The organism is Pararhodobacter zhoushanensis (assembly GCF_003990445.1).
In the GTDB taxonomy this organism is placed as follows: Bacteria; Pseudomonadota; Alphaproteobacteria; order Rhodobacterales; family Rhodobacteraceae; genus Pararhodobacter; species Pararhodobacter zhoushanensis.
Genome location: NZ_REEZ01000002.1, coordinates 445,829 through 464,518 on the forward strand (window position 1 = coordinate 445,829; position 18,690 = coordinate 464,518).

The 18,690-nt window shown below is 67.0% G+C and carries 25 protein-coding genes; 17 read left to right on the forward strand and 8 right to left on the reverse strand.

Annotation, left to right across the window (positions count from 1 at the left end; all coding sequences use genetic code 11):
• Nucleotide 1: 1 nt before the first annotated feature.
• Together EAE28_RS06865 and EAE28_RS06870 are read left to right on the forward strand one after the other, a co-directional pair.
• Nucleotides 2-478 (forward strand): arsenate reductase ArsC, encoded by a 477-nt coding sequence (locus EAE28_RS06865; protein ID WP_127105088.1) that lies wholly within the window; start codon nt 2-4, stop codon nt 476-478.
• On the forward strand, nt 475-1,143 hold the full coding sequence (locus tag EAE28_RS06870) for an aquaporin (RefSeq protein ID WP_127105089.1): 669 nt from the start codon (nt 475-477) through the stop codon (nt 1,141-1,143). Before EAE28_RS06865 ends, EAE28_RS06870 begins: the two co-directional genes overlap by 4 nt.
• Here EAE28_RS06870 and EAE28_RS06875 read toward each other — a convergent pair.
• On the reverse strand, nt 1,122-2,363 hold the full coding sequence (locus tag EAE28_RS06875; protein WP_127105090.1) for a glycosyltransferase family 4 protein: 1,242 nt from the start codon (nt 2,361-2,363) through the stop codon (nt 1,122-1,124). The genes EAE28_RS06870 and EAE28_RS06875 overlap by 22 nt on opposite strands.
• A gap of 121 nt (nt 2,364-2,484) precedes the next feature.
• Nucleotides 2,485-2,691 carry a 30S ribosomal protein S21 gene (rpsU, locus tag EAE28_RS06880; RefSeq protein WP_068305413.1) on the reverse strand — a complete coding sequence of 69 codons (207 nt, stop codon included), beginning with the start codon at nt 2,689-2,691 and terminating at the stop codon, nt 2,485-2,487.
• 291 nt (nt 2,692-2,982) lie between these two features.
• Here rpsU and EAE28_RS06885 point away from each other — a divergent pair, with 291 nt between their 5' ends.
• From EAE28_RS06885 to recR, 7 genes are all read left to right on the forward strand, one after another.
• Complete coding sequence (locus tag EAE28_RS06885; RefSeq protein WP_127105091.1) at nt 2,983-4,029, forward strand: saccharopine dehydrogenase family protein; 1,047 nt, start codon at nt 2,983-2,985, stop codon at nt 4,027-4,029.
• 75 nt (nt 4,030-4,104) lie between these two features.
• Complete coding sequence (locus tag EAE28_RS06890; protein WP_127105092.1) at nt 4,105-4,773, forward strand: COQ9 family protein; 669 nt, start codon at nt 4,105-4,107, stop codon at nt 4,771-4,773.
• Between the two features lie 95 nt (nt 4,774-4,868).
• Nucleotides 4,869-5,726: a branched-chain amino acid aminotransferase gene (locus EAE28_RS06895; RefSeq protein WP_127105093.1), complete on the forward strand. Its 858-nt coding sequence runs from the start codon at nt 4,869-4,871 to the stop codon at nt 5,724-5,726.
• A 101-nt stretch (nt 5,727-5,827) separates the two neighbouring features.
• A complete protein-coding gene (locus EAE28_RS06900; RefSeq protein ID WP_127105094.1) occupies nt 5,828-6,820 on the forward strand; it encodes an NAD(P)H-quinone oxidoreductase in 993 nt (330 codons plus the stop codon).
• A gap of 126 nt (nt 6,821-6,946) precedes the next feature.
• Nucleotides 6,947-8,674, forward strand: coding sequence for a DNA polymerase III subunit gamma/tau (locus EAE28_RS06905; RefSeq protein WP_246022297.1), 1,728 nt, complete (start codon nt 6,947-6,949; stop codon nt 8,672-8,674).
• Nucleotides 8,675-8,741: 67 nt separating this feature from the next.
• Nucleotides 8,742-9,098 (forward strand): YbaB/EbfC family nucleoid-associated protein, encoded by a 357-nt coding sequence (locus EAE28_RS06910; protein WP_127105096.1) that lies wholly within the window; start codon nt 8,742-8,744, stop codon nt 9,096-9,098.
• Nucleotides 9,099-9,698, forward strand: a complete 600-nt coding sequence (recR, locus tag EAE28_RS06915) for a recombination mediator RecR (protein WP_127105097.1) — start codon at nt 9,099-9,101, stop codon at nt 9,696-9,698.
• 6 nt (nt 9,699-9,704) lie between these two features.
• On the opposite strand, the gene EAE28_RS24330 is transcribed toward recR, so the two are convergent.
• From EAE28_RS24330 to lgt, 4 genes are all read right to left on the reverse strand, one after another.
• Nucleotides 9,705-9,827 carry a hypothetical protein gene (locus EAE28_RS24330; RefSeq protein WP_281279584.1) on the reverse strand — a complete coding sequence of 41 codons (123 nt, stop codon included), beginning with the start codon at nt 9,825-9,827 and terminating at the stop codon, nt 9,705-9,707.
• Nucleotides 9,828-9,941: 114 nt separating this feature from the next.
• Complete coding sequence (gene pgeF, locus EAE28_RS06920; protein ID WP_127105098.1) at nt 9,942-10,694, reverse strand: peptidoglycan editing factor PgeF; 753 nt, start codon at nt 10,692-10,694, stop codon at nt 9,942-9,944.
• Nucleotides 10,691-11,776 (reverse strand): class I SAM-dependent methyltransferase, encoded by a 1,086-nt coding sequence (locus EAE28_RS06925; protein ID WP_127105099.1) that lies wholly within the window; start codon nt 11,774-11,776, stop codon nt 10,691-10,693. Before EAE28_RS06925 ends, pgeF begins: the two co-directional genes overlap by 4 nt.
• Entirely contained in the window at nt 11,773-12,663 is an 891-nt protein-coding gene (lgt, locus tag EAE28_RS06930; RefSeq protein WP_127105100.1) for a prolipoprotein diacylglyceryl transferase, read from the reverse strand. Before lgt ends, EAE28_RS06925 begins: the two co-directional genes overlap by 4 nt.
• A gap of 112 nt (nt 12,664-12,775) precedes the next feature.
• Here lgt and EAE28_RS06935 point away from each other — a divergent pair, with 112 nt between their 5' ends.
• Nucleotides 12,776-13,024, forward strand: a complete 249-nt coding sequence (locus EAE28_RS06935; RefSeq protein WP_127105101.1) for an accessory factor UbiK family protein — start codon at nt 12,776-12,778, stop codon at nt 13,022-13,024.
• A gap of 59 nt (nt 13,025-13,083) precedes the next feature.
• A complete protein-coding gene (locus tag EAE28_RS06940; protein ID WP_246022298.1) occupies nt 13,084-13,461 on the forward strand; it encodes a diacylglycerol kinase in 378 nt (125 codons plus the stop codon).
• On the opposite strand, the gene EAE28_RS06945 is transcribed toward EAE28_RS06940, so the two are convergent.
• Complete coding sequence (locus EAE28_RS06945) at nt 13,458-14,219, reverse strand: zinc-ribbon domain-containing protein (RefSeq protein ID WP_127105102.1); 762 nt, start codon at nt 14,217-14,219, stop codon at nt 13,458-13,460. The genes EAE28_RS06940 and EAE28_RS06945 overlap by 4 nt on opposite strands.
• 133 nt (nt 14,220-14,352) lie before the next feature.
• Here EAE28_RS06945 and EAE28_RS06950 point away from each other — a divergent pair, with 133 nt between their 5' ends.
• The 6 genes from EAE28_RS06950 (at nt 14,353) to EAE28_RS06975 (ending at nt 18,133) form a co-directional block, all read left to right on the forward strand.
• Nucleotides 14,353-15,024 (forward strand): cell division ATP-binding protein FtsE, encoded by a 672-nt coding sequence (locus EAE28_RS06950; RefSeq protein WP_127105103.1) that lies wholly within the window; start codon nt 14,353-14,355, stop codon nt 15,022-15,024.
• Nucleotides 15,021-15,926, forward strand: coding sequence for a cell division protein FtsX (locus EAE28_RS06955; protein WP_127105104.1), 906 nt, complete (start codon nt 15,021-15,023; stop codon nt 15,924-15,926). The genes EAE28_RS06950 and EAE28_RS06955 overlap by 4 nt, the downstream gene beginning before the upstream one ends.
• On the forward strand, nt 15,926-16,663 hold the full coding sequence (locus tag EAE28_RS06960; RefSeq protein ID WP_127105105.1) for a lysophospholipid acyltransferase family protein: 738 nt from the start codon (nt 15,926-15,928) through the stop codon (nt 16,661-16,663). Before EAE28_RS06955 ends, EAE28_RS06960 begins: the two co-directional genes overlap by 1 nt.
• 1 nt (nt 16,664) lies before the next feature.
• Entirely contained in the window at nt 16,665-17,000 is a 336-nt protein-coding gene (locus tag EAE28_RS06965) for a TfoX/Sxy family protein (protein ID WP_127105106.1), read from the forward strand.
• A gap of 65 nt (nt 17,001-17,065) precedes the next feature.
• Entirely contained in the window at nt 17,066-17,497 is a 432-nt protein-coding gene (locus EAE28_RS06970) for a c-type cytochrome (protein ID WP_127105107.1), read from the forward strand.
• Nucleotides 17,498-17,530: 33 nt separating this feature from the next.
• Nucleotides 17,531-18,133 carry a pyridoxamine 5'-phosphate oxidase family protein gene (locus EAE28_RS06975; RefSeq protein WP_127105108.1) on the forward strand — a complete coding sequence of 201 codons (603 nt, stop codon included), beginning with the start codon at nt 17,531-17,533 and terminating at the stop codon, nt 18,131-18,133.
• A 1-nt stretch (nt 18,134) separates the two neighbouring features.
• Here EAE28_RS06975 and EAE28_RS06980 read toward each other — a convergent pair whose 3' ends face one another.
• The gene (locus EAE28_RS06980) at nt 18,135-18,641 is read right to left on the reverse strand and encodes an anthrone oxygenase family protein (RefSeq protein ID WP_127105109.1); all 507 of its coding nucleotides are present in this window, start codon (nt 18,639-18,641) and stop codon (nt 18,135-18,137) included.
• Nucleotides 18,642-18,690 lie beyond the last annotated feature (49 nt).

Genomic DNA, 18,690 nt, shown 5'->3' on the forward strand with positions numbered 1-18,690 from the left:
GATGACCCATGTTCTGATCCTTTGCACCGGCAATTCGGCCCGCTCGATCATGGCCGAGGGCGCGTTGAACGCGCTGGGCGGCGGGCGCTTCACTGCCTATTCTGCGGGGTCAAAGCCGACGGGCGCCCCCAACCCGTTTGCCCTGGCGCAGCTGAGGGCCGAGGGCATCGACCCCGGCTTTGCCCGCTCGAAAAGCTGGGACGAGTTCGCGGTTGAGGGCGCGCCCGCGCTGGATCTGGTGATTACCGTCTGCGATTCCGCCGCGGCTGAGGAATGCCCCTACTGGCCCGGCGCGCCCAAGCGGGCGCATTGGGGCCTGCCAGACCCGGCCGCCGTCAGCGGATCGGACGCCGAGAAGGCGGCGGCCTTCGCGGATGCGTATGGCGTGATCGCCCGGCGGATGGCGGCGCTGGTGGCGCTGGACCCCGCAGCAGCCGACTATGACGCGCAGCTCAAAGCCATCGGCGCGCTGCAATGAACGCGCGGATGCTGACCGCCGAGGCGCTCGGCACCCTGCTTCTGGTCGCTGCCGTTGTCGGCTCGGGCATCATGGCCGAAACGCTGACCGGCGACGTCGCGCTGGCGCTGTTGGCCAATACCATCGCCACGGCAGCGGCGCTGGTGATGTTGATCACGGTGCTCGGGCCCATCTCAGGCGCGCATTTCAACCCTGCGGTGACGCTGGTTTTCACCCTGCGTGGCGAGGTGGCCGTGACCACCGCCGTCGCCATGGTCGCCGCGCAGTGCGTGGGCGGGGTAGCGGGCAGCTGGCTGGCGCATCTGATGTTCGAACAGCCGGTGCTGCAAGCCTCGACCCATATCCGCACCGGCGGCGCGCAATGGCTGGCCGAAGGCGTGGCGACCTTTGGTCTGATCCTGTCGATCCTGGGGGCGATCAGGGCGCAGGCGAATGTGGCGATTGTCGTCGCGCTGTGGATCACGGCGGCCTATTGGTTCACCGCCTCGACCAGTTTTGCCAACCCTGCCGTGGCTCTGGCGCGCGGGTTCTCGGATACATTCGCGGGCATCCGTCCGGTTGATCTGCCGGGGTTCTGGGCGGCGCAGGTGATCGGCGCCTTGGCCGGAATGGTGATGGGCGGCTGGCTGTTTCGCAACGACGATCAGGACAGCGCGCGGATGTAGAGCGCCTCGATCGTGTCGATCTTTTTCTGCCAGTCGTAATCGCTGCGCACCTTGGCCTCGCCCGCTTGCCCCATGGCACGGGCCTGCGCGGGGTCAGAGGCCAGAATGTCGATGGCCATGGTGAGCCGCTGCGCAAACCCCTCACGCGGCGCGGGCGGCACAAGGATGCCGCAGGTCGGATCCAGATAATCCGCCGGCCCGCCCCAGTCGCTGGCGATCACCGCGCGGCCCATTGCCATCGCTTCCAGCACCACCGCCCCGCCGCATTCGCGCAGGCTGGGCAGGATCAGCGCGTCTGCTGCGGCCAGATGCGCCGCACAGGCGGTTTGCGGCAGGAAGCCGTGGAAGGTGACGCGCCCGGCCAGGCCAAGGGCGCGGGTCTGCGCCTCGAGCGCGGCGCGCTCGGGTCCGTCGCCCAGAACATCCAGTGTCACCGGCTTGGCCGTCTGGATCAGCGCCGTCAGGACACTGTCCAGCGCCTTCAACCGGATCAGCCGCCCCATGAACACCAGCCTCAGCGGGCCCTCACCGCGCGGGGCATCCACGGGCTGCGGCCACAGGCTGAAATCCACAGCGTTCTCGACCAGTTCGACCACCGGCGGTCCCGACAACGGCAGCGCCTGCGCCGTCCGCTGATTCGCCACCAAGAGCAGCGCCGCGCGGCGTTTGCCGGGGATCAGCCGGTTCACCAGCCCGGCCAGAGGTCGCCCCACCACCACGAACAGGCGCGAGGCGCGGCCCTCGAAATCCTCATACCCCGGCGGATACGACATCCCTCCGTTCATCGGCCCGATCACCACCGGCACCCCCAGCCGGTGCAACAGCGACGGCGCGGCGGGGGACACCGGGATCGGCTGATGCACCAGATCCACCTGCCCCGCCGCGATCAGCCCGCGCGCCAGCCGCCGCTGCTGCAGCCCCGTCGCCAAACCCATCAGATTGCCGAACAGATGGTCGCGGATCGCGCCGGGAAACCGCGCGCCGATGCGCCAGAGCCAGCGGTGCAGGGCGGTGTCGGGGGAATAGGTGATACGGTCGGCCAGATCGGGGGCCAGATCCTCAAGCCCTGCGCGGTTGCGCTCATGCGTGATCAGCCGCACATCGCGCCCGCGCCGGGCCAGCAGGGTGAAATACTTGAGCGGCAAGATGGCTTCGCCGCCGAACCGGGCCGAGGCATTGTCGGCAACGATCAGAACGCGCGGGTGTGAAGGGTCGGTCATAGGACTTCCGGCTGGTTTGGGCCTTTGTCGGCCAGCCCGGCGCTTGGGTCAAAGAAAAACCCCCGGACCGCAAGGGTCTGGGGGTTCTCTATGTCCATCACCCCCAAAGGGGCGAAGCAGTTCAGAGCATGCCTTCGCGCTGTGCCTTCTTGCGCGCGAGTTTGCGCGCACGACGGATAGCTTCAGCTTGCTCACGGGCTTTCTTGACGGAGGGTTTCTCGAAATGCTGCTTGAGCTTCATTTCCCGAAACACACCTTCACGCTGAAGTTTTTTCTTCAGGGCGCGGAGAGCCTGTTCGACGTTGTTGTCGCGAACCGATACCTGCATGTGGTTTTCACCACCTTTCTAGGTTTGAGTTTCGTAAAGTGCAGGACGCGCTGCCTTAACAAGGGCCGCAGCGTTTGTCCACGCTGATTCTCTGCGCGGCGGGGGATCGCCGGGGCTGAGTGGCTTTGCTTGACAGCCGTCAGGCCCGCGGCAAAGATTTGCTACTGGCTGACGGTGGGGGGATCGGCCACGACGCTGCGCACCGACCGGGAGGCACCAAGGGTCGGCACCGAAGCTTTGTGGCACCCCGCCCCTGAAAGACGGAACGCCTGATCGCAGGGAGCCCTATTTATGGCGCGGGAACTGGTGGTGTACGGGGCGTATGGCTACACCGGCAAGCTGGTGGCCGAGGCGCTGGTGGCCCGCGGACTGCACCCGATCCTTGCCGGGCGCAACGGCGCGCGGCTGCAATCGGTGGCGGAATCGATGAATTGTCATCGGGTCGCGGTGGCTCTGGGCGATGCCGCCGGGCTGCGCGGGCTGACCAAGCGCGCGGCGGCGGTGCTGCATTGCGCTGGTCCGTTCCGCGACACGGCAGCGCCGATGCGCGCGGCCTGTCTGGCGACGGGGACGCATTACATCGACATCACCGGCGAAGTTGAGGTGTTGCAAGCCAGCGCCGAGGCGGACGCCGCAGCGCGCGCGACTGGGATCATGCTGATGTCGGGCGGCGGGTTCGATGTGGTGCCGACCGATTGCATCGCCGCCATGCTCAAGGCCCGGTTGCCGGATGCGACAAAGCTGACGCTGGCGTTCTCGACCACAGGAGGGGCGTCGCGCGGGACGATGCGGACCTCGGCGGCCTACCTTGCCGATGCGCCCCTGGTGCGGCGCAAGGGCGAACTGGCCCCCCGGCGCGGCCGGCGTGAGGCGCGGATCGATTTCGGCGACGGCCCGGTCAAGGCCCGCGCGGTCAGCTGGGGCGACATCGTGACGGCGTGGCATTCGACCGGCATTGCCGAGATCGAGGCCTTCATGGTCCTGCCGCCCGACTCCCGCAAACTGGTCACCGCGCCGTGGCTGCTGCGCAAGTTCCTGACCTCGTCCTGGGGCAAGGGCCGGGTCGAGAAGGCGCTGGCCAACCTGCCCGACGGCCCCGACGCTCATGCGCGGGCCGAAGGTCATGCGCTGGTTTACGGCCGGGTGGTGAATGCCGAGGGTATGGTGGTCGAGCTGCGCCTGCGCACCGCCGAGGCCTATCAGCTGACCGCGCTCAGCATGGCCGAGATCGGCGCGCGGGTGATGCAGGGCGATGCACCGATTGGCTATCAGACACCGTCGACGGCCTATGGTGCCGAGTTTGTGCTCACCCTGCCCGGATCGGCCATGATCCGCTGACCTTGCGGCCCTTCGGGCTTGGACGCCTTGGGGTTTCGGCCTACATTCCGGGCAACCCCAGAAAGCGAGGCCCCGATGACCCAGTCCGCAGCCGACCGCCTGCTTGATGCAGCCCTCGTGCATGTTGCCTTTGACGGCTGGTCCGAGGCCACGCTCGCCGCCGCCGCGCGCGATACCGGGCTCGACCCGGCGCTGGCCAAGGCGCTTTTCCCGCGCGCCGGGGTCGATCTGGCGCTGGCCTATCACCGCCGGGGCGATGTGCAGATGCTGGCGGCATTGGCCGAGCAGGATCTGACCGCCCTGCGTTTCCGCGAAAAGATCGCGCTGGCGATCCGCCTGCGGCTGGAGAACGCCGACCGCGAAGCCGTGCGCCGCGCGGCCACGCTGCTGTCGCTGCCGCAAAACGCCCCTCAAGCCGCCCGCGCCGTCTGGGCCACCGCGGACGCGATCTGGACCGCGCTGGGTGACACCAGCGAAGACGGCAACTGGTATTCCAAGCGCGCGATCCTGTCGGCAGTGCATTCCTCGACCGTGCTGTTCTGGCTGGGCGATGACAGCGAGGGGCAGCAGGAAACGTGGAGTTTCCTTGACCGGCGGATCGAGAATGTGATGCAGTTCGAGCAGACCAAGGCAAAGATCAAAGCCTCGCCGGTGCTGAATGCGACCGTTGGCCTGCCCTTCCGGCTGCTGGAAAGCCTGAAAAAGCCGCAAGCAACGGGGCCGATGCCGGGCGGCACACAGTAATAATATTGCGCAATCGCGCAACTTTGTTACGCGCCCAGTTGACGCCTGCCCTGCCCCAAGGGTAAATCCCTTGCACGCTCTGGGAGGGCCTGAACATGGCAGTCGGAACCGAACTCGCAACCTGGTTTGAAGGCAAATGGCACGCGGGCAACGTGCCGGTGATCCGCGCGGGCGATCACGCGGCTTGGCTGGGTTCGGGCGTGTTCGACGGCGCAAGGCAGTTCGAGGGCGTGCGCCCGGATCTGGACCTGCATAGCGCCCGCATCATCCGCTCGGCGCAAGCCATGGGGATGATCGCGCCGGTCACCGCAGAGACGGTGCAGGGGCTGCTGGAAGAGGGCTGCAAGATGTTCCGGCCCGACGCCGCGCTCTATCTGCGCCCGATGATGTGGGCCTGCGAAAGCACGCCCGGGGTGATTGATCTGGTGCCAGAATCGACGGGATTCGCGCTGTGTATCGAATCGATGCCGATGCCCCAGCCGGGCGCGTTTACCCTGACCGTCTCACCCTACACCCGCCCCCGCCCGGACATGGCACTGACCGAGGCCAAGGCCGCGTCGCTCTATGCCAATAATGGGCGGATCATGGCCGAAGCGCGCAAGCGCGGCTTCTCGAATGCGCTGTCGAAGGACGTTGAGGGGAATGTGGCCGAGACGGCCTCGACCAACGTGTTTCTGGTGCGCGACGGGGTGGTGTTTACCCCGGTGCCGAACGGCATGTTCCTGAACGGGCTGACCCGGCAGCGGGTGATCGGGCTGATGCGCGACAATGGCGTCGAGGTGGTGGAATGCGCGCTGCGGGTTGAGGATTTCCAGAGTGCCGACGAGATCTTTGTCACCGGCAATATCGCCAAGGTGATGCCGGTCGCGGCGCTGGACGACCGGGTGTTTGCGCAGACGCCGGTGGGGTCGCGCGTGCGGCAGATGTATTGGGACTGGGCGCTGTCGCGCTGACCACAGCCGACGGATGGTGCGCGCAAGCGCACACCCTACCCCGGCTATTTCCGCCACCGCCTGCCTTGGCTATGCTGCGCCCGAATCAGCCGGAGAGAGCCATGCCCCAATCCCACACCATGCGCGTGATCGAGATTTCCAAGCCCGGCGGGCCCGAAGTTCTGGTCACCGCCGAGCGCGCCGTACCGGTGCCGGGCGAAGGCGAAATCGTCATCCGTGTCGCCTATGCTGGCGTGAACCGCCCCGACACGCTGCAACGCGCGGGCTCTTATGCCCCGCCGCCGGGCGCGTCTGATCTGCCGGGGCTGGAATGCTCGGGCGTGGTGGCCGAGATCGGGCCGGGCGTCAGCCGCTGGCACATCGGCGACAAGGTCTGCGCCTTGCTGCCGGGCGGCGGCTATGCCGAATACGTCACCACCCCCGCCGCCCATGCGCTGCCGGTGCCCGAGGGCATGGACCTGCGCGCGGCGGCCTGTCTGCCCGAGACGTATTTCACCGTCTGGACCAACGTCTTCGACCGCGGCCGGTTGCAGGCGGGTGAGCGGTTTCTGGTGCATGGCGGCAGCTCGGGCATTGGCACGACGGCGATCCAGCTGGCCGCAGCCCGCGGGGCGCGGGTCTTCGCGACGGCGGGTAATGCCGAGAAATGCGCGGCGTGCACCGAGCTGGGGGCAGAGGTCGCGATCAACTACCGCGAGGCTAATTTCGTCGAGGTGCTGAAGGCCGAGGGTGGCGCGAACCTGATCCTCGACATGGTCGGCGGCAGCTATCTGCCGCGCAACGTCAACGCGCTGGCCGACGACGGGCGTCTGGTGCAGATCGCCTTTCTGACCGGCCCCAAGGTCGAGCTGAACTTCGCGCAGCTGATGATGCGGCGGCTGACCATCACCGGCTCGACCCTGCGGCCCCAATCCGTCGTCGCCAAGGCCCGGATCGCGGAATCGCTGGAGCGCGAGGTCTGGCCGCTGCTGGCGACCGGGCGGATCGCCCCGATCATCGACAGCGAATTCGCCATGGAAGACGCGGCGCTGGCGCATGCGCGGATGGAAACCTCGGAGCATATCGGCAAGATCGTGATGAAGGTGAGCGGGTAAGGGGGCTTTCCGCCCCCCTCTTGGCCTGACGGCCAATTCACCCCCCGAGGATATTTGAAGAGCAAAGAGGGGGCGGGGCTGGACCTCGCCCTTTGCGCTGCCTAGTCTCTGCGCGAAAGGATGCCGATGACCCAGACCTATCAGGTTCTTGCCCGCAAATACCGCCCCGAGACCTTTGCCGATCTGATCGGGCAAGAGGCGATGGTGCGCACGCTCAAGAACGCCTTCGCGGCGGACCGCATTCACCATGCGTTCGTGATGACGGGCATCCGGGGCACCGGCAAGACGACGACGGCGCGGATCATCGCCAAGGGGCTGAACTGCACCGGGCCGGATGGCAACGGCGGGCCGACGACCGAGCCGTGCGGGGTGTGCGATTCGTGCAAGGCGATTGCCGAAGGGCGGCATGTTGACGTGATGGAGATGGACGCCGCCAGCCGCACCGGCGTGGGCGACATCCGCGAGCTGATCGACTCGGTGGCCTACCGCGCCGCCTCGGCGCGCTACAAGATCTACATCATCGACGAAGTGCACATGCTGTCCAACAGCGCGTTCAACGCGCTGTTGAAAACGCTGGAAGAGCCGCCGCCCCATGTAAAATTCATCTTCGCCACGACCGAGATCCGCAAGGTGCCGGTGACGGTTCTGAGCCGCTGCCAGCGCTTCGATCTGCGGCGAATCGAGCCCGAGGTGATGATCGCCCATCTGCAGAAGATCGCGGGCAAAGAGGGTGCTTCCGTCGCCGAGGACGCGCTGGCGCTGATCGCGCGGGCGGCCGAGGGATCGGTACGTGACGCGATGTCGCTGCTGGATCAGGCGATCAGCCATGGCGCGGGCGAGACTGGCGCGGATCAGGTGCGCGCGATGCTCGGGCTGGCCGACCGGGGCCGGGTGATGGACCTGTTCGAGGCGATCCTGCGCGGGGATGCAGCCTCGGCGCTTGAGGAACTTGCCGCGCAATACGCCGACGGGGCCGACCCGGTCGCCGTGCTGCGCGATCTGGCCGAGATCACGCATTGGGTTTCGGTCATCAAGGTTACCCCCGCCGCCGCCGAAGACCCCACCGTCAGCCCCGACGAGCGCACGCGCGGCGTCGATCTGGCGGCGCGGATGGATCTGCGGGTGCTGGCGCGGATGTGGCAGATGCTGCTCAAGGCGCTGGAAGAGGTCGGGCAGGCCCCCAACAGCATGATGGCCGCCGAGATGGCGGTGATCCGCATGACCCATGTGGCCGAACTGCCGACGCCCGATGAGTTGATCAAGCGGCTGCAAGACAGCCCGCCACCGCCCGCGCCGACGGGTGGCGGTGCGCCGATGGGGCGCGGTGACGGTGGCGGCGCGCAGGCGATGGGCCGCAGTGCGATGCCCTCGGGTGGCGGTAGTGGCGGCGCGCAGGCGGCGCTGGCGGGCGATGTGTCCCCGCTGGTGCGCTATGCGACGTTTGACAGCGTCGTCGCGCTGATCGAGGAGCGCCGCGACATCCACCTGCTGCATGAGGTGGAAACAAATCTGCGGCTGGTGCGCTACTCGCCCGGCCGGATCGAGTTCGAGCCGACCGGCAACGCCTCACGCGATTTTGCCTCGCGCCTTGCCGGGCGGTTGCAGGGCTGGACCGGCGCGCGCTGGGGGGTGAGCATCGCGCAGGGCGGCGGCAAGACCATCTCCGAAGTGCAGGACGCCGAAAAGGCCGAGCGCGAGGCGCAGGCCCGCCACGACCCGCTGGTGCAGGCGATCTTCGCCGCCTTCCCCAAGGCCCAGATCGCCGCCTTCCTGCCCCCCGTCGAGACCGCATTGGAGGTGGCCGAGGCCGCCCTGCCCGAGGTCGAGGACGAATGGGATCCGTTCGAGGACTGACCCCGCCTTGCGGCTCTGCCCGCGCGTCCCTATCTTTCGGGCAACTTCAGAATGCAGGAGAAGAACGATGCTGAAAGGGTTGGGCGGACTCGGCGGTCTTGGTGATATGGGCAAGATGATGAAAGCCGCGCAGGAAATGCAGGAGAAGATGGCCGATCTCCAGACGAAGCTGGACACCATCGAGGTGACCGGCGAATCCGGGGCCGGGCTGGTCAAGGCGACCGCGAATGGCAAGGGCGTGCTGAGCGGCCTCACCATTGATCCGTCGATCTTCAATGCCGAGGACAAGGAAGTGGTCGAGGATCTGATCCTTGCCGCGATCAAGGATGCGCAGAGCCGCGCGCAGGAGCGCAGCAAATACGAGATGGGCAATCTGGCGGAATCGATGGGCCTGCCCCGCGACATGAACCTGCCGGGTCTGTAAATGGCGCAGGCGCCCGGCGAGATCGAGGCGCTGATCGCGCTGATGGCGCGGTTGCCCGGGCTTGGGCCGCGCTCGGCCCGCCGGGCGGTGCTGCATATGCTCAAGAAGCGTGCCGTGGTGATGGACCCGCTGGCGCAGGCGTTGGCGCGGGTCGCCGCGACGGCGCGCGATTGCCGGAGCTGCGGCAATATCTCGGACTATGACATCTGCCCGATCTGCGCCGACAACCGGCGGGCAACGGGCGTGGTTTGCGTGGTCGAGGATGTCAGCGATCTGTGGGCGCTGGAGCGCGCAGGCGGTTTCAAGGGCCGGTACCATGTGCTCGGCGGGACACTGTCAGCGCTGGAATCGGTGGGGCCGGACGTTCTGCGCATCCCGCAGTTGGTCGCCCGGATCGAGAGCGAAGACCTGCGTGAGGTGATTCTGGCGCTCAACGCCACGGTTGAGGGCCAGACCACGGCGCATTATATCGCCGAGGCGCTGGCCCCCAGCGGCGTGACCGTCAGCGCGCTGGCGCGGGGTCTGCCGATGGGGGGCGAGCTGGACTATCTCGATGACGGGACGATTTCCGCCGCCCTTGCAGCGCGGCGGCAGGTCTGACACCGCTCAGGCGAAGACCGGTTTCGCGACCTTGCGGCGTTGACGGCGCAGTGCCCAGGGCATCGGGATGCGCGGATTGGCGCTCTCGGAAATGACCCATTGGGTCCAGCGGGAGGGGGTCTTGACCATCGTGCATATCCTTGCCTGTCGACGCTCTTAGGCGCGTCGTTCCAGCGCTGACTCTGGCGGCGGAATGGGGCACGATCGCGGCCCGCGCGCGGCTGGGGGCGGGAATTTCCGAGACTAAAGCCGGATGGCCGAGATCAGGCGGCCATAGTCCGCCTCACCGGCATGGACCGAGCGCCGATAGGAATAGAACAGGCGCGGGTCGGAATAGGTGCAGTGCCGGGTCCATTCGGCATGACCGACGCCCGCGTCGCGCAGGCGTTTCAGGCCGAAACCGGGCAGATCGAAAAGATAGCGATCCCCTTCGCCGTTGGCGAAAAACCATTCGTTATCAGGATCTTCGTCAAGGAAAGCCTGCAGGAATTCTGGCCCCACCTCATACGCGCGCTGGCTGATGCAGGGGCCGATGATGGCCGAGGTCTCGCCCCGGTCCGCGCCCAGTGCTTCCATCGCATCGAGAGTCGCTTCCAGCACGCCCTCAAGCGCGCCGCGCCACCCGGCATGTACCGCGCCGATCACCTGCGCGGTGGTGTCCAGCAGCAGAACCGGCATGCAATCGGCGGTCAGGATCGACAGCGCCAACCCCGGCACATCGGTGACCATCGCGTCGGCCTTGCCCTGCGGGCCGCCCGTGGTGACGGTGACCACCTTGGCGGAATGCACCTGATGCACACCCAGCAGAGCCGAGGGCATCACCGCCATGGCACTGGCCACCCGGTTGCGGTTGATGGCGACGATCTCGGACTGATCCGACGATCCGGCGCCACAATTGAGGCCCGAGAAAATCCCCGACGACGCGCCGCCGCGCCGGGTGAAAAACCCGTGGCGCGCGTCGCTCAGCGCATCTGAGGTGAGGATCTCCATGGTCATGTTACGGCCTCGGTATCCTGTGCCGGGGAAAATCCCGGCGGCATCGGTGCGCCCGGCGCAACCAGCGCGAGCGCTTTGAACAACGTTCCCATTTCTGCGGCATCGGTCAAGCGGCGAAGCGCGGCAAGGTGCTGGCGCAGAGCCTCGTCCGTCAGACCTTGGGCCAGTCGGGCGGCGCGTGCCTCAATTCCCAGCGTCGAGAGCAAAGCCCCCTGCCCGGTCAGCGCGCTGCGCTGGAGAGGGGCAGCGGCCAACGCCAGCGCCTCGAAATCCACATGGGCGGTCAGGTCGGCAAGGCCGGGCTCTGCGAACGGGTCGGTAAAGGCGTGCCCGCGCAGCGCCTGAAACGTGTCGCCGGTGCTGCGCCAGTCGCCGTAGTCGATGATCAGCGCCGCCCCGCCGCGCGCGGCGATCACCTGCACCACGGCCTCAACCGACGCGCGGGCCGAAGGGCGGGTTTCCACCACGTCGCCGTCCTGCGTATCGGCCAGCCGGTGCGCCAGATCGGCCAGTGGCGCAGCCGGGGTCAGACCCGCCGTCAATGCGCCGTCTTGCACCCCCACGACCACCTCACGCCAGCCGTCACCTGAACGCTGAAACTGGCGGATTGGCAGGGCGTCGAAGAATTCGTTGGCGACGAACCACAGCGGCGCGTCGGGCAAGGTGGCCAGCGTCTCATGCCATTCGACCGGCACACCGGCCAGCGCTTGCGCCTGCATCGCGCGCAGCACGGGCGAGGCCTCGACCAGATGCACCGTCATGCGCTGATGAAAGCCGGGCACGCCGCGCGTCGCGCGCCAGATGTCGGCCATCAGCGTGCCGCGTCCCGGTCCGGCCTCGACCAGCACGCCCTCAGGCGCGCCCTGATCCAGCCACGACTGCGCCAGACACAGCCCGATCAGCTCGCCGAACATCTGGCTGACCTCGGGCGCGGTGGTGAAATCACCGGCGGCACCCAGCGGGTCGCGGGTTGCGTAATAGCCGTGCTGCGGGTTGAGCAGGCACTCGGCCATATACTCGGCCAGCGTGATCGGCCCGGTCGCCGCGATCCGGCGCGTCAGGATGTCCGCGAGTGCGGTCATGGCACCCGCCGACGTTGCGCGACTCCGATCAGCGCAAGCCCTGCCAGCACCATCGGCAGGCTGAGCGTCTGGCCCATGGTCAGGCCGAAATCACCCAGCCGCACCACATATCCCGCCGGGTCCGCCGCAAGAAACTGGTCGTCCGGCATGCGCCAGAACTCGACAATGATCCGCGCCAGACCATAGCCCGCCAGAAATACGCCCGTAACCAGCCACGGCTTTTTCAGCGCGTGCAGGCGGGTGACGAGGAACCACAGCACCAGCCCCAGCAGCAACCCTTCCATCCCCGCCTCATACAGTTGCGTGGGATGGCGGGCGCATTCATGCATCCAGTCGGTCGGGCAGACACCGCCCGAACCGGGGAACATCACACCCCACGGCAGGGTGGTGGGATGGCCCCACAGTTCGGCATTGGCGAAGTTGGACAAGCGCCCCAGCCCCAGCCCGACCGGGATCACCATCGCCATGGAATCCCCCACCGCCGAGGCCGGCACGCCGTTGCGGCGCGCAAAGATGAACCCGGCCAGCGTGGCGCCAATCAGACCGCCGTGGAAGGACATCCCGCCCTCCCAGACCTTCAGGATCTCAAGCGGATGCGAGAGGTAATATTCGGGCTGATAGAACAGCACAAAGCCCAGCCGCCCGCCCAGAATCACGCCCAGAATGATCCAGGTCAGCAGCGACTCGACCAGCTCGGCGGTCATCGGCGCGCGGTCGCCCGGCCACAGCGCCGGGCGGCGCATGGCGGCGACGATCAGCCGCCAGCCAATGACAAACCCGGCGATATAGGCCAGCGCGTACCAGCGCAGCGCCAGATGGAACCCGCCCAGATCCAGCGAAAAGATCTCGGGGCGCAGAAAGGACGGGAATTCGATGACGAACGGCATGGCAACCCTTGGCTGTGATCCCTTGGGTTTCCCGTGAGGGCCGGGGGAAGTCAACCTTGCGCATCGGGCACGCCCATCCCATATAGGTCACAACCCAGTTGAGGAGCCCGCGATGCAGCCCGGCAACCGAATTTTCGATGACCTGTCCAAGCTGATGACCAACGCCATGGGCGTCGCCCAAGGTGCCCGGACCGAGGCCGAAACCGCCGTCAAAAGCCTGATGGACCGCTGGCTTGCGGACCGCGACTTTGTCACGCGCGAAGAATTCGACGCGGTGCGCGCCATGGCGCAAAAGGCCCGCGAAGAGAACGAGGCGCTCAAAGCCCGGCTCGACGCGATGGAAGCCCGCCAGAACGGCTGAGGCCGCTTCACAGTATTGTCAACTAAGCCTAGGCTGCTTGCGTCAGGAAGCGGGGGGCGATGATGTTGGCGTGGCTGGCAGCCGAAGGGCTGCGTATCGGGCGGACCTGCCTGTGGACATGGCGCGGCTGGACCGCGGCCTGGACCAGCGAAAAATCGCTTCGACAATGGAGCCTTGCCAACATCGCCTCGGCGGCGCTGGCGTTCTGGCTGCCGCTCACCCCGGCTGAGCGCGCACTGATCCTGTCGCTGGGGATCTTGCTGCTGGCGGTCGAACTGATGAACACCGCTGTCGAGACCGTGGTGAACATGGTCTCACCCGACCGACACCCCCTCGCCGCCAAAGCCAAGGACTGCGGCAGCGCCGCCGTGGCGCTGACCGCTCTGGCGGCGGGCGTTGCTTGGGTCGTGCTGCTCTGGGGGCAATGGGGGCGTTAGCCGCCGAAAAGCCCGCGCATCATGGTGGCAACTGCGATGCGGGCGCTGTCAATCGCACCGACATAGCTTGCCAGGGGGTCGCGCAGCGCAGGCACGGTTGTGGCGATCAGCGGTGCCAGCAGATACACGACCACCAACGCAATCGCGAGCAGCGAAATCAGCGACACGCCCTGCCGAAAGCTGCGCCTTTCACTGGAAACGCCAGAATCAGACGCCGTATCGGCATTGCGACGATCGCTGCCCGGCTCAAGTGTCGAGGTCAGCTCTTCGATATCGGGCAGCAGGTTGCGGCGGCTGATGTTCTCTTCTTCGACCGGCCCTTCTTCGCCGGCGGGTGCCACCGTCGTCGCGGGGGCTGGATCATCCTCGCCAAACACCCGCGACGGCGCGGCTTTCGAGCGGGTCGGCCGTGTCAGCCCCAGATCGCCCTGCGTTTCGATGGCTCCCTGAGCGCGCTTGCGCTCGCCCATCTCGCGGTCAGCCTCTTCGCGCAGCACGTCGAGCACCGTCTTGTCGATGCGCGGCGCGGCGCGCTCGCCCATGGTCGAGCCGACCGGGCGCGCGTTGTCTTCGTCGTCGGGGCCATCCTCGTCGTCGTCTTCCTCCATCTCGGCTGCGCGCATCTGCAGCGCGACCTCCATGGGGTATTGAAACCAGGTATTTCCACAGGCAGAGCACTGAACGTCGCGCCCAGCTTTGGGAATGACGCTCTCATCTACCTCGTACTGCGCATTGCAGTTCGGACAGGTCAGTCGCATCGGCTCTCCTACAGGACGAAATCCGCCCGTTGCCCGCCTCGGCCATTGGCTACGGTGTCTCAACGTTGTAGCAATCCCAAAACCAACTTCCAAGGGCAGAGCCCAGTTTCGACCAGAGGTAAAGGGGTTACTGTTGATCCGACTGGCAAACGTATCGCACGATTATGGCGGACGCGCCCTGCTGAACGGAATCGACCTGCATATCGCGCCGGGTGCGTTCCATTTCCTGACCGGGCCTTCGGGTGCCGGAAAAAGCACGTTGCTCAAGCTGTGTTATGGTGAACTGCGCCCCAGTGCGGGTGAGATCGAACTGTTCGGCCAACCGCTGCGCGGCCTCAGCCGCGATGCGCTGGCTGACATGCGCCGCCGGGTCGGGGTGATTCACCAAGACTGCCAGTTTCTGGACCACCTGACGCTGGCCGAAAACGTCGCACTGCCCTTCGTGGCCACCGGACGTCCGGTGCCCGAGGCGGATCTGCGCGAACTGCTCAGCTGGGTCGGTCTGGCCGGTCAGGCCGAGTCGCTGCCGCCCACCCTGTCGGGCGGTGAACGTCAGCGCGCCGCCCTCGCCCGTGCCGTGATTCTGTCGCCCGAGGTGGTGCTGGCCGACGAACCCACCGGCAACGTCGATCCCGAGATGTCGCAGCGCCTGCTGTCCCTGCTGGTCGAGCTGAACCGCATGGGCACCGCCGTGATGATCGCCACGCATGACCTGCCGATGATCCGCAGCGCCAAGTCGATGGTTTCGGCCCGCGTGCTGCGCATTGCCGACCGCACGCTGCAAACTGCCGGGGCCGAGCTATGAACGCGTTGCGCGCCCTCGGCGGCGCCCGCCCTACGCCCGGTTTCGGCGATCCCGCCCGGATCGTGCCCTCGTCCGGCATTGCCACGCTGTTGACCGCGATCACGGCGGGGGCGATGGCGTTTCTGGCCGTCTTCGCGCTGGCGCTGTCGATGTCGGCAGGGCAACTGGCGCAGCGCTGGTCCTCGACCCTGTCGCAAAGCGCCACGCTGCGGATCTCGGCCCCGCCGTCGGAAATCGCCGCGCAGACCGCTGCCGTGCTGGAGGTGCTGCGCACCACGCCCGGCATCGCCTCGACCCGCGTACTGGATATCGACGAACAGCGCGCGCTGCTGGAACCGTGGTTCGGGCCCGATCTGCCGATCGAGAGCCTCGCCCTGCCCCGTCTGATCGAGATTATCGAAGCGCCTGAGGGGTTCGACTCGGTCGGGCTACGCCTGCGACTGGCGTCGGAAGCGCCGGGCGCGATGCTCGATGACCACACCCGCTGGCGCCGCCCGCTGGTGCAGGCGGCGGCAAGTCTGCGCGCGCTGGCGTGGCTGTCGGTGGCGCTGATCGGGGTGATGATGGCCGCGATGATCACGCTGGCTGCGGGCTTTTCACTGGCCGCCAATGCACAGGTGATCCGGGTGTTGCGGCTGGTCGGGGCGCGCGATGCGTTCATCGCCCGCGCCTTTACCAACCGCTTCACCGTGCTGGCAGTGATCGGCGCGGTGGCCGGCATGGTGCTCGGCGTTGCCGCCTTTGCGCTCTTGCCGGTGGCGGGGGATTCGGGTTTCCTGACGGGTCTGGGCTTTTCGGGCGCAGGCTGGTTCATGCCGCTGGCGATCCCGCCGCTGGCCGGGGTCATCGCTTGGGCCGCGACCCGCACGGCGGCGATGCGGGTACTGAGGCAGGAGGGATAATGCGCTACGCGATCCAATGGCTGCGTTCGCTGATCTTTTCGGCGCAGGCCTATTTCGCGATGGTCCCCATCGCGCTGATCTTCCTGCCCTGGGCGCTGATCGACCGGCGCGGGGCCTTTGGCGCGGTGCACGCATGGACCGGCTGGATTCGCTGGACGGCCAGCTGGATGGTTGGCCTGAAGTCCGAAATCCGCGGGCCGATCCCCGAGGGCGAGGTGATGATCGCCGCCAAACATCAGAGCTTTTTCGACATCATCCTGATCTGCAGCGCCTTGCCGCGCCCCAAGTTCATCATGAAAAAGCAGCTGCTCTGGGCCCCCATCGTCGGCTGGTACGCCCTGCGCATCGGCTGCGTACCGGTGGACCGAGGTCGGCGCGGTGCCGCGATCAAGGGCATGGTGGAAAAGGTCCGCGCCAATGCCGTGGAGCCGGGGCAGCTGATCATCTTCCCGCAGGGCACCCGCGTCGCTGCGGGCGTGTCGATGCCCTACAAAGTCGGCGTCGGCGTGCTGTATAACGAGCTGAAAGCCCCCGTGGTCCCCGTCGCCTGCAATGTCGGCGTGTTCTGGCCCCGGCACGCGGTCTATCGCAAGCCCGGCACGGCGGTGATCGAGTTCCTGCCCGCGATTGAGCCGGGCCTGCCGATCCGCGAGTTTCTAGCGACGGTCGAAGAGGTCGTCGAGACCCGCTCGGACGCGTTGATGGCTGAGGCAGGTTTTCCCGCACTGGAGCGCTGAGATGTCCTCGACCCGCGAAACCGTCGAGTTTATTCGTGAACAGATGGACCCCGCAGGGGTGGTCAGCACCCGCGCGATGTTCGGGGAATACGCGCTGTATCTGGATGGCAAGGCGATTGCCCTGATCTGCGACGACACGCTCTATCTCAAGGATACGCCGGGTGCCCGCGCGCTGCTGGACGCGCCGGATACCGGGCATCCTTATCCCGGTTCAAAGCCGTATCTGATCGGTGATACGTTGCTGGACGAGCCCGACACCCTGATCGCCGTGGCGCTTGCCATCTGGGCCGACCTGCCCGTGCCCAAACCCAAAAAACAGCGCAAACCCAAGGCCTGAGCCGGAAAATCCGGCTTGACCTTCCTGTCGCTGGAACCCCTAGGAACCCGGCGCAGGAGGCCTTCATGCTCAAACCCCTTGCTGCTCTTGCCATCCTCGCCCTCGCTGGCGGGCTGTGGTGGACCACCCGCCCGGAACCAGCCGCTCCCCCGCCGCCGCCCTCTCGGGCCGGTTCGGATGCGCTGGTGCAGATCACCTTGCCGCAGACGCTCGATGCGCAGGCTCAACTGGGGCAAGGCATCTTCGCGCAGACCTGCGCCGCCTGTCATGGCGAGGCGGCGGTGGGGCGCGACGGGATCGGCCCGCCGCTGGTGCACAGGATCTATGAACCCTCGCATCACGCGGATGAGGCGTTCCAGATCGCCGTCGCTCAAGGCGTGCGGGCGCATCACTGGACGTTTGGCAACATGCCGCGGATCGAAGGCCTGACGCGCGGCGATGTTGCGGCGGTGATTGCGTATGTTCGTACCTTGCAGCGGGCGAATGGCATCAACTAGGGTGACGGCAACCCCAGCCGCAAGGATCGTCCGATGACCTGGATCACCAGCCTCGACCAACTCGAACCGATGTTCGGCGCCCCGCCCGAGGCTGCCATCGTCAAGGTTACCCGCCGCCTGACGCCCGCTTATGCCCGCTGGATCGAGGCCTCGCGCTTTTGCATGCTGGCCACGGTCGGCCCCGAAGGCACCGACTGCACGCCGCGCGGCGACAACGGCCCGGTGGTACAGCAGATGGACCCCGGCACGCTGCTGATGCCCGACTGGCGCGGCAACAACCGCGTGGATTCGCTGCGCAATATCGTGCGCGACGGTCGCGTGTCGCTGAGCTTCCTGATACCGGGATCGAACACCGTGATCCGCGTGAATGGCTCGGCCCGGCTCAGCACCGACCCGGCTCTCTGTGAGCGCTTCGAGCAGGCGGGCAAGCATCCGCATCTGGTGATCGTGATCGCGGTGGGCGAGGTTTACGCCCAATGCGCCCGCGCCCTGCTGCGCGCCGGGATCTGGGCGCGCGATGACAGCGCGGGCCTGCCCACCGTGGGCGAGATTCTGACCGAGATCACTCAAGGCGCGTTTGACGGCGCGGAATATGATCAGGTCTGGCCCGCCCGCGCCGCGCAGACGATGTGGTGAGTTAGCGCGCCCGGCCCAAACGCCACAGCCCGTAGCCGGTCAGCAGCAGCGTCAGCCCGCTGAACAGCGTGCGCAGCTGGTTGTAGGTCTGCCAGCGGGGGGAATAGTCGGTCCAGATCGCGCGGGCTTGTTCGATATCATCGGGCACGGCCAGAGCGCCCAGCGCCTCGTTCATCGGCACGTTGACGGTCGCGGTCAGGATCAGCCCGCCGACCAGATACACCACCCCTGCCAGCGCGAAGACCCAGGCAGTGCCCCGGTTGACGGCCATCGCCGCCGCTGCGGTGGCGAGCAGGATAAAGGGCGTGGCAAAGAACACCGGCGCAAAGGCGGCGTTGCGGACCGAAGCGTTCATCGCCTGCATCGCACCGATGGCGAGGCGCGGGTCCGCCGCGTCGAGGCCCCACATGGTCGAGACGATCCAGGCATAGAAAAAGCCAAAGATCGCGCCAGTGAACAGGAGCGAGAGAAAAGCCAGCGGAAGCGTCGCGCGTGCGGGAAAAGACATAAGACCTCTCAAAACCGTGAACAGGTTTTACGCGGTCACTGCCGGGTTC

Coding starts and splice junctions, on each gene's coding strand:
- EAE28_RS06865 (WP_127105088.1), top strand. CDS start 2: ATGACCCATGTTCTGATCCTTTGCACCGGCAATTCGGCCCGCTCGATC.
- EAE28_RS06870 (WP_127105089.1), top strand. CDS start 475: ATGAACGCGCGGATGCTGACCGCCGAGGCGCTCGGCACCCTGCTTCTG.
- EAE28_RS06875 (WP_127105090.1), bottom strand. CDS start 2,363: ATGACCGACCCTTCACACCCGCGCGTTCTGATCGTTGCCGACAATGCC.
- rpsU (WP_068305413.1), bottom strand. CDS start 2,691: ATGCAGGTATCGGTTCGCGACAACAACGTCGAACAGGCTCTCCGCGCC.
- EAE28_RS06885 (WP_127105091.1), top strand. CDS start 2,983: ATGGCGCGGGAACTGGTGGTGTACGGGGCGTATGGCTACACCGGCAAG.
- EAE28_RS06890 (WP_127105092.1), top strand. CDS start 4,105: ATGACCCAGTCCGCAGCCGACCGCCTGCTTGATGCAGCCCTCGTGCAT.
- EAE28_RS06895 (WP_127105093.1), top strand. CDS start 4,869: ATGGCAGTCGGAACCGAACTCGCAACCTGGTTTGAAGGCAAATGGCAC.
- EAE28_RS06900 (WP_127105094.1), top strand. CDS start 5,828: ATGCCCCAATCCCACACCATGCGCGTGATCGAGATTTCCAAGCCCGGC.
- EAE28_RS06905 (WP_246022297.1), top strand. CDS start 6,947: ATGACCCAGACCTATCAGGTTCTTGCCCGCAAATACCGCCCCGAGACC.
- EAE28_RS06910 (WP_127105096.1), top strand. CDS start 8,742: ATGCTGAAAGGGTTGGGCGGACTCGGCGGTCTTGGTGATATGGGCAAG.
- recR (WP_127105097.1), top strand. CDS start 9,099: ATGGCGCAGGCGCCCGGCGAGATCGAGGCGCTGATCGCGCTGATGGCG.
- EAE28_RS24330 (WP_281279584.1), bottom strand. CDS start 9,827: ATGGTCAAGACCCCCTCCCGCTGGACCCAATGGGTCATTTCCGAGAGC.
- pgeF (WP_127105098.1), bottom strand. CDS start 10,694: ATGACCATGGAGATCCTCACCTCAGATGCGCTGAGCGACGCGCGCCAC.
- EAE28_RS06925 (WP_127105099.1), bottom strand. CDS start 11,776: ATGACCGCACTCGCGGACATCCTGACGCGCCGGATCGCGGCGACCGGG.
- lgt (WP_127105100.1), bottom strand. CDS start 12,663: ATGCCGTTCGTCATCGAATTCCCGTCCTTTCTGCGCCCCGAGATCTTT.
- EAE28_RS06935 (WP_127105101.1), top strand. CDS start 12,776: ATGCAGCCCGGCAACCGAATTTTCGATGACCTGTCCAAGCTGATGACC.
- EAE28_RS06940 (WP_246022298.1), top strand. CDS start 13,084: ATGATGTTGGCGTGGCTGGCAGCCGAAGGGCTGCGTATCGGGCGGACC.
- EAE28_RS06945 (WP_127105102.1), bottom strand. CDS start 14,219: ATGCGACTGACCTGTCCGAACTGCAATGCGCAGTACGAGGTAGATGAG.
- EAE28_RS06955 (WP_127105104.1), top strand. CDS start 15,021: ATGAACGCGTTGCGCGCCCTCGGCGGCGCCCGCCCTACGCCCGGTTTC.
- EAE28_RS06960 (WP_127105105.1), top strand. CDS start 15,926: ATGCGCTACGCGATCCAATGGCTGCGTTCGCTGATCTTTTCGGCGCAG.
- EAE28_RS06965 (WP_127105106.1), top strand. CDS start 16,665: ATGTCCTCGACCCGCGAAACCGTCGAGTTTATTCGTGAACAGATGGAC.
- EAE28_RS06970 (WP_127105107.1), top strand. CDS start 17,066: ATGCTCAAACCCCTTGCTGCTCTTGCCATCCTCGCCCTCGCTGGCGGG.
- EAE28_RS06975 (WP_127105108.1), top strand. CDS start 17,531: ATGACCTGGATCACCAGCCTCGACCAACTCGAACCGATGTTCGGCGCC.
- EAE28_RS06980 (WP_127105109.1), bottom strand. CDS start 18,641: ATGTCTTTTCCCGCACGCGCGACGCTTCCGCTGGCTTTTCTCTCGCTC.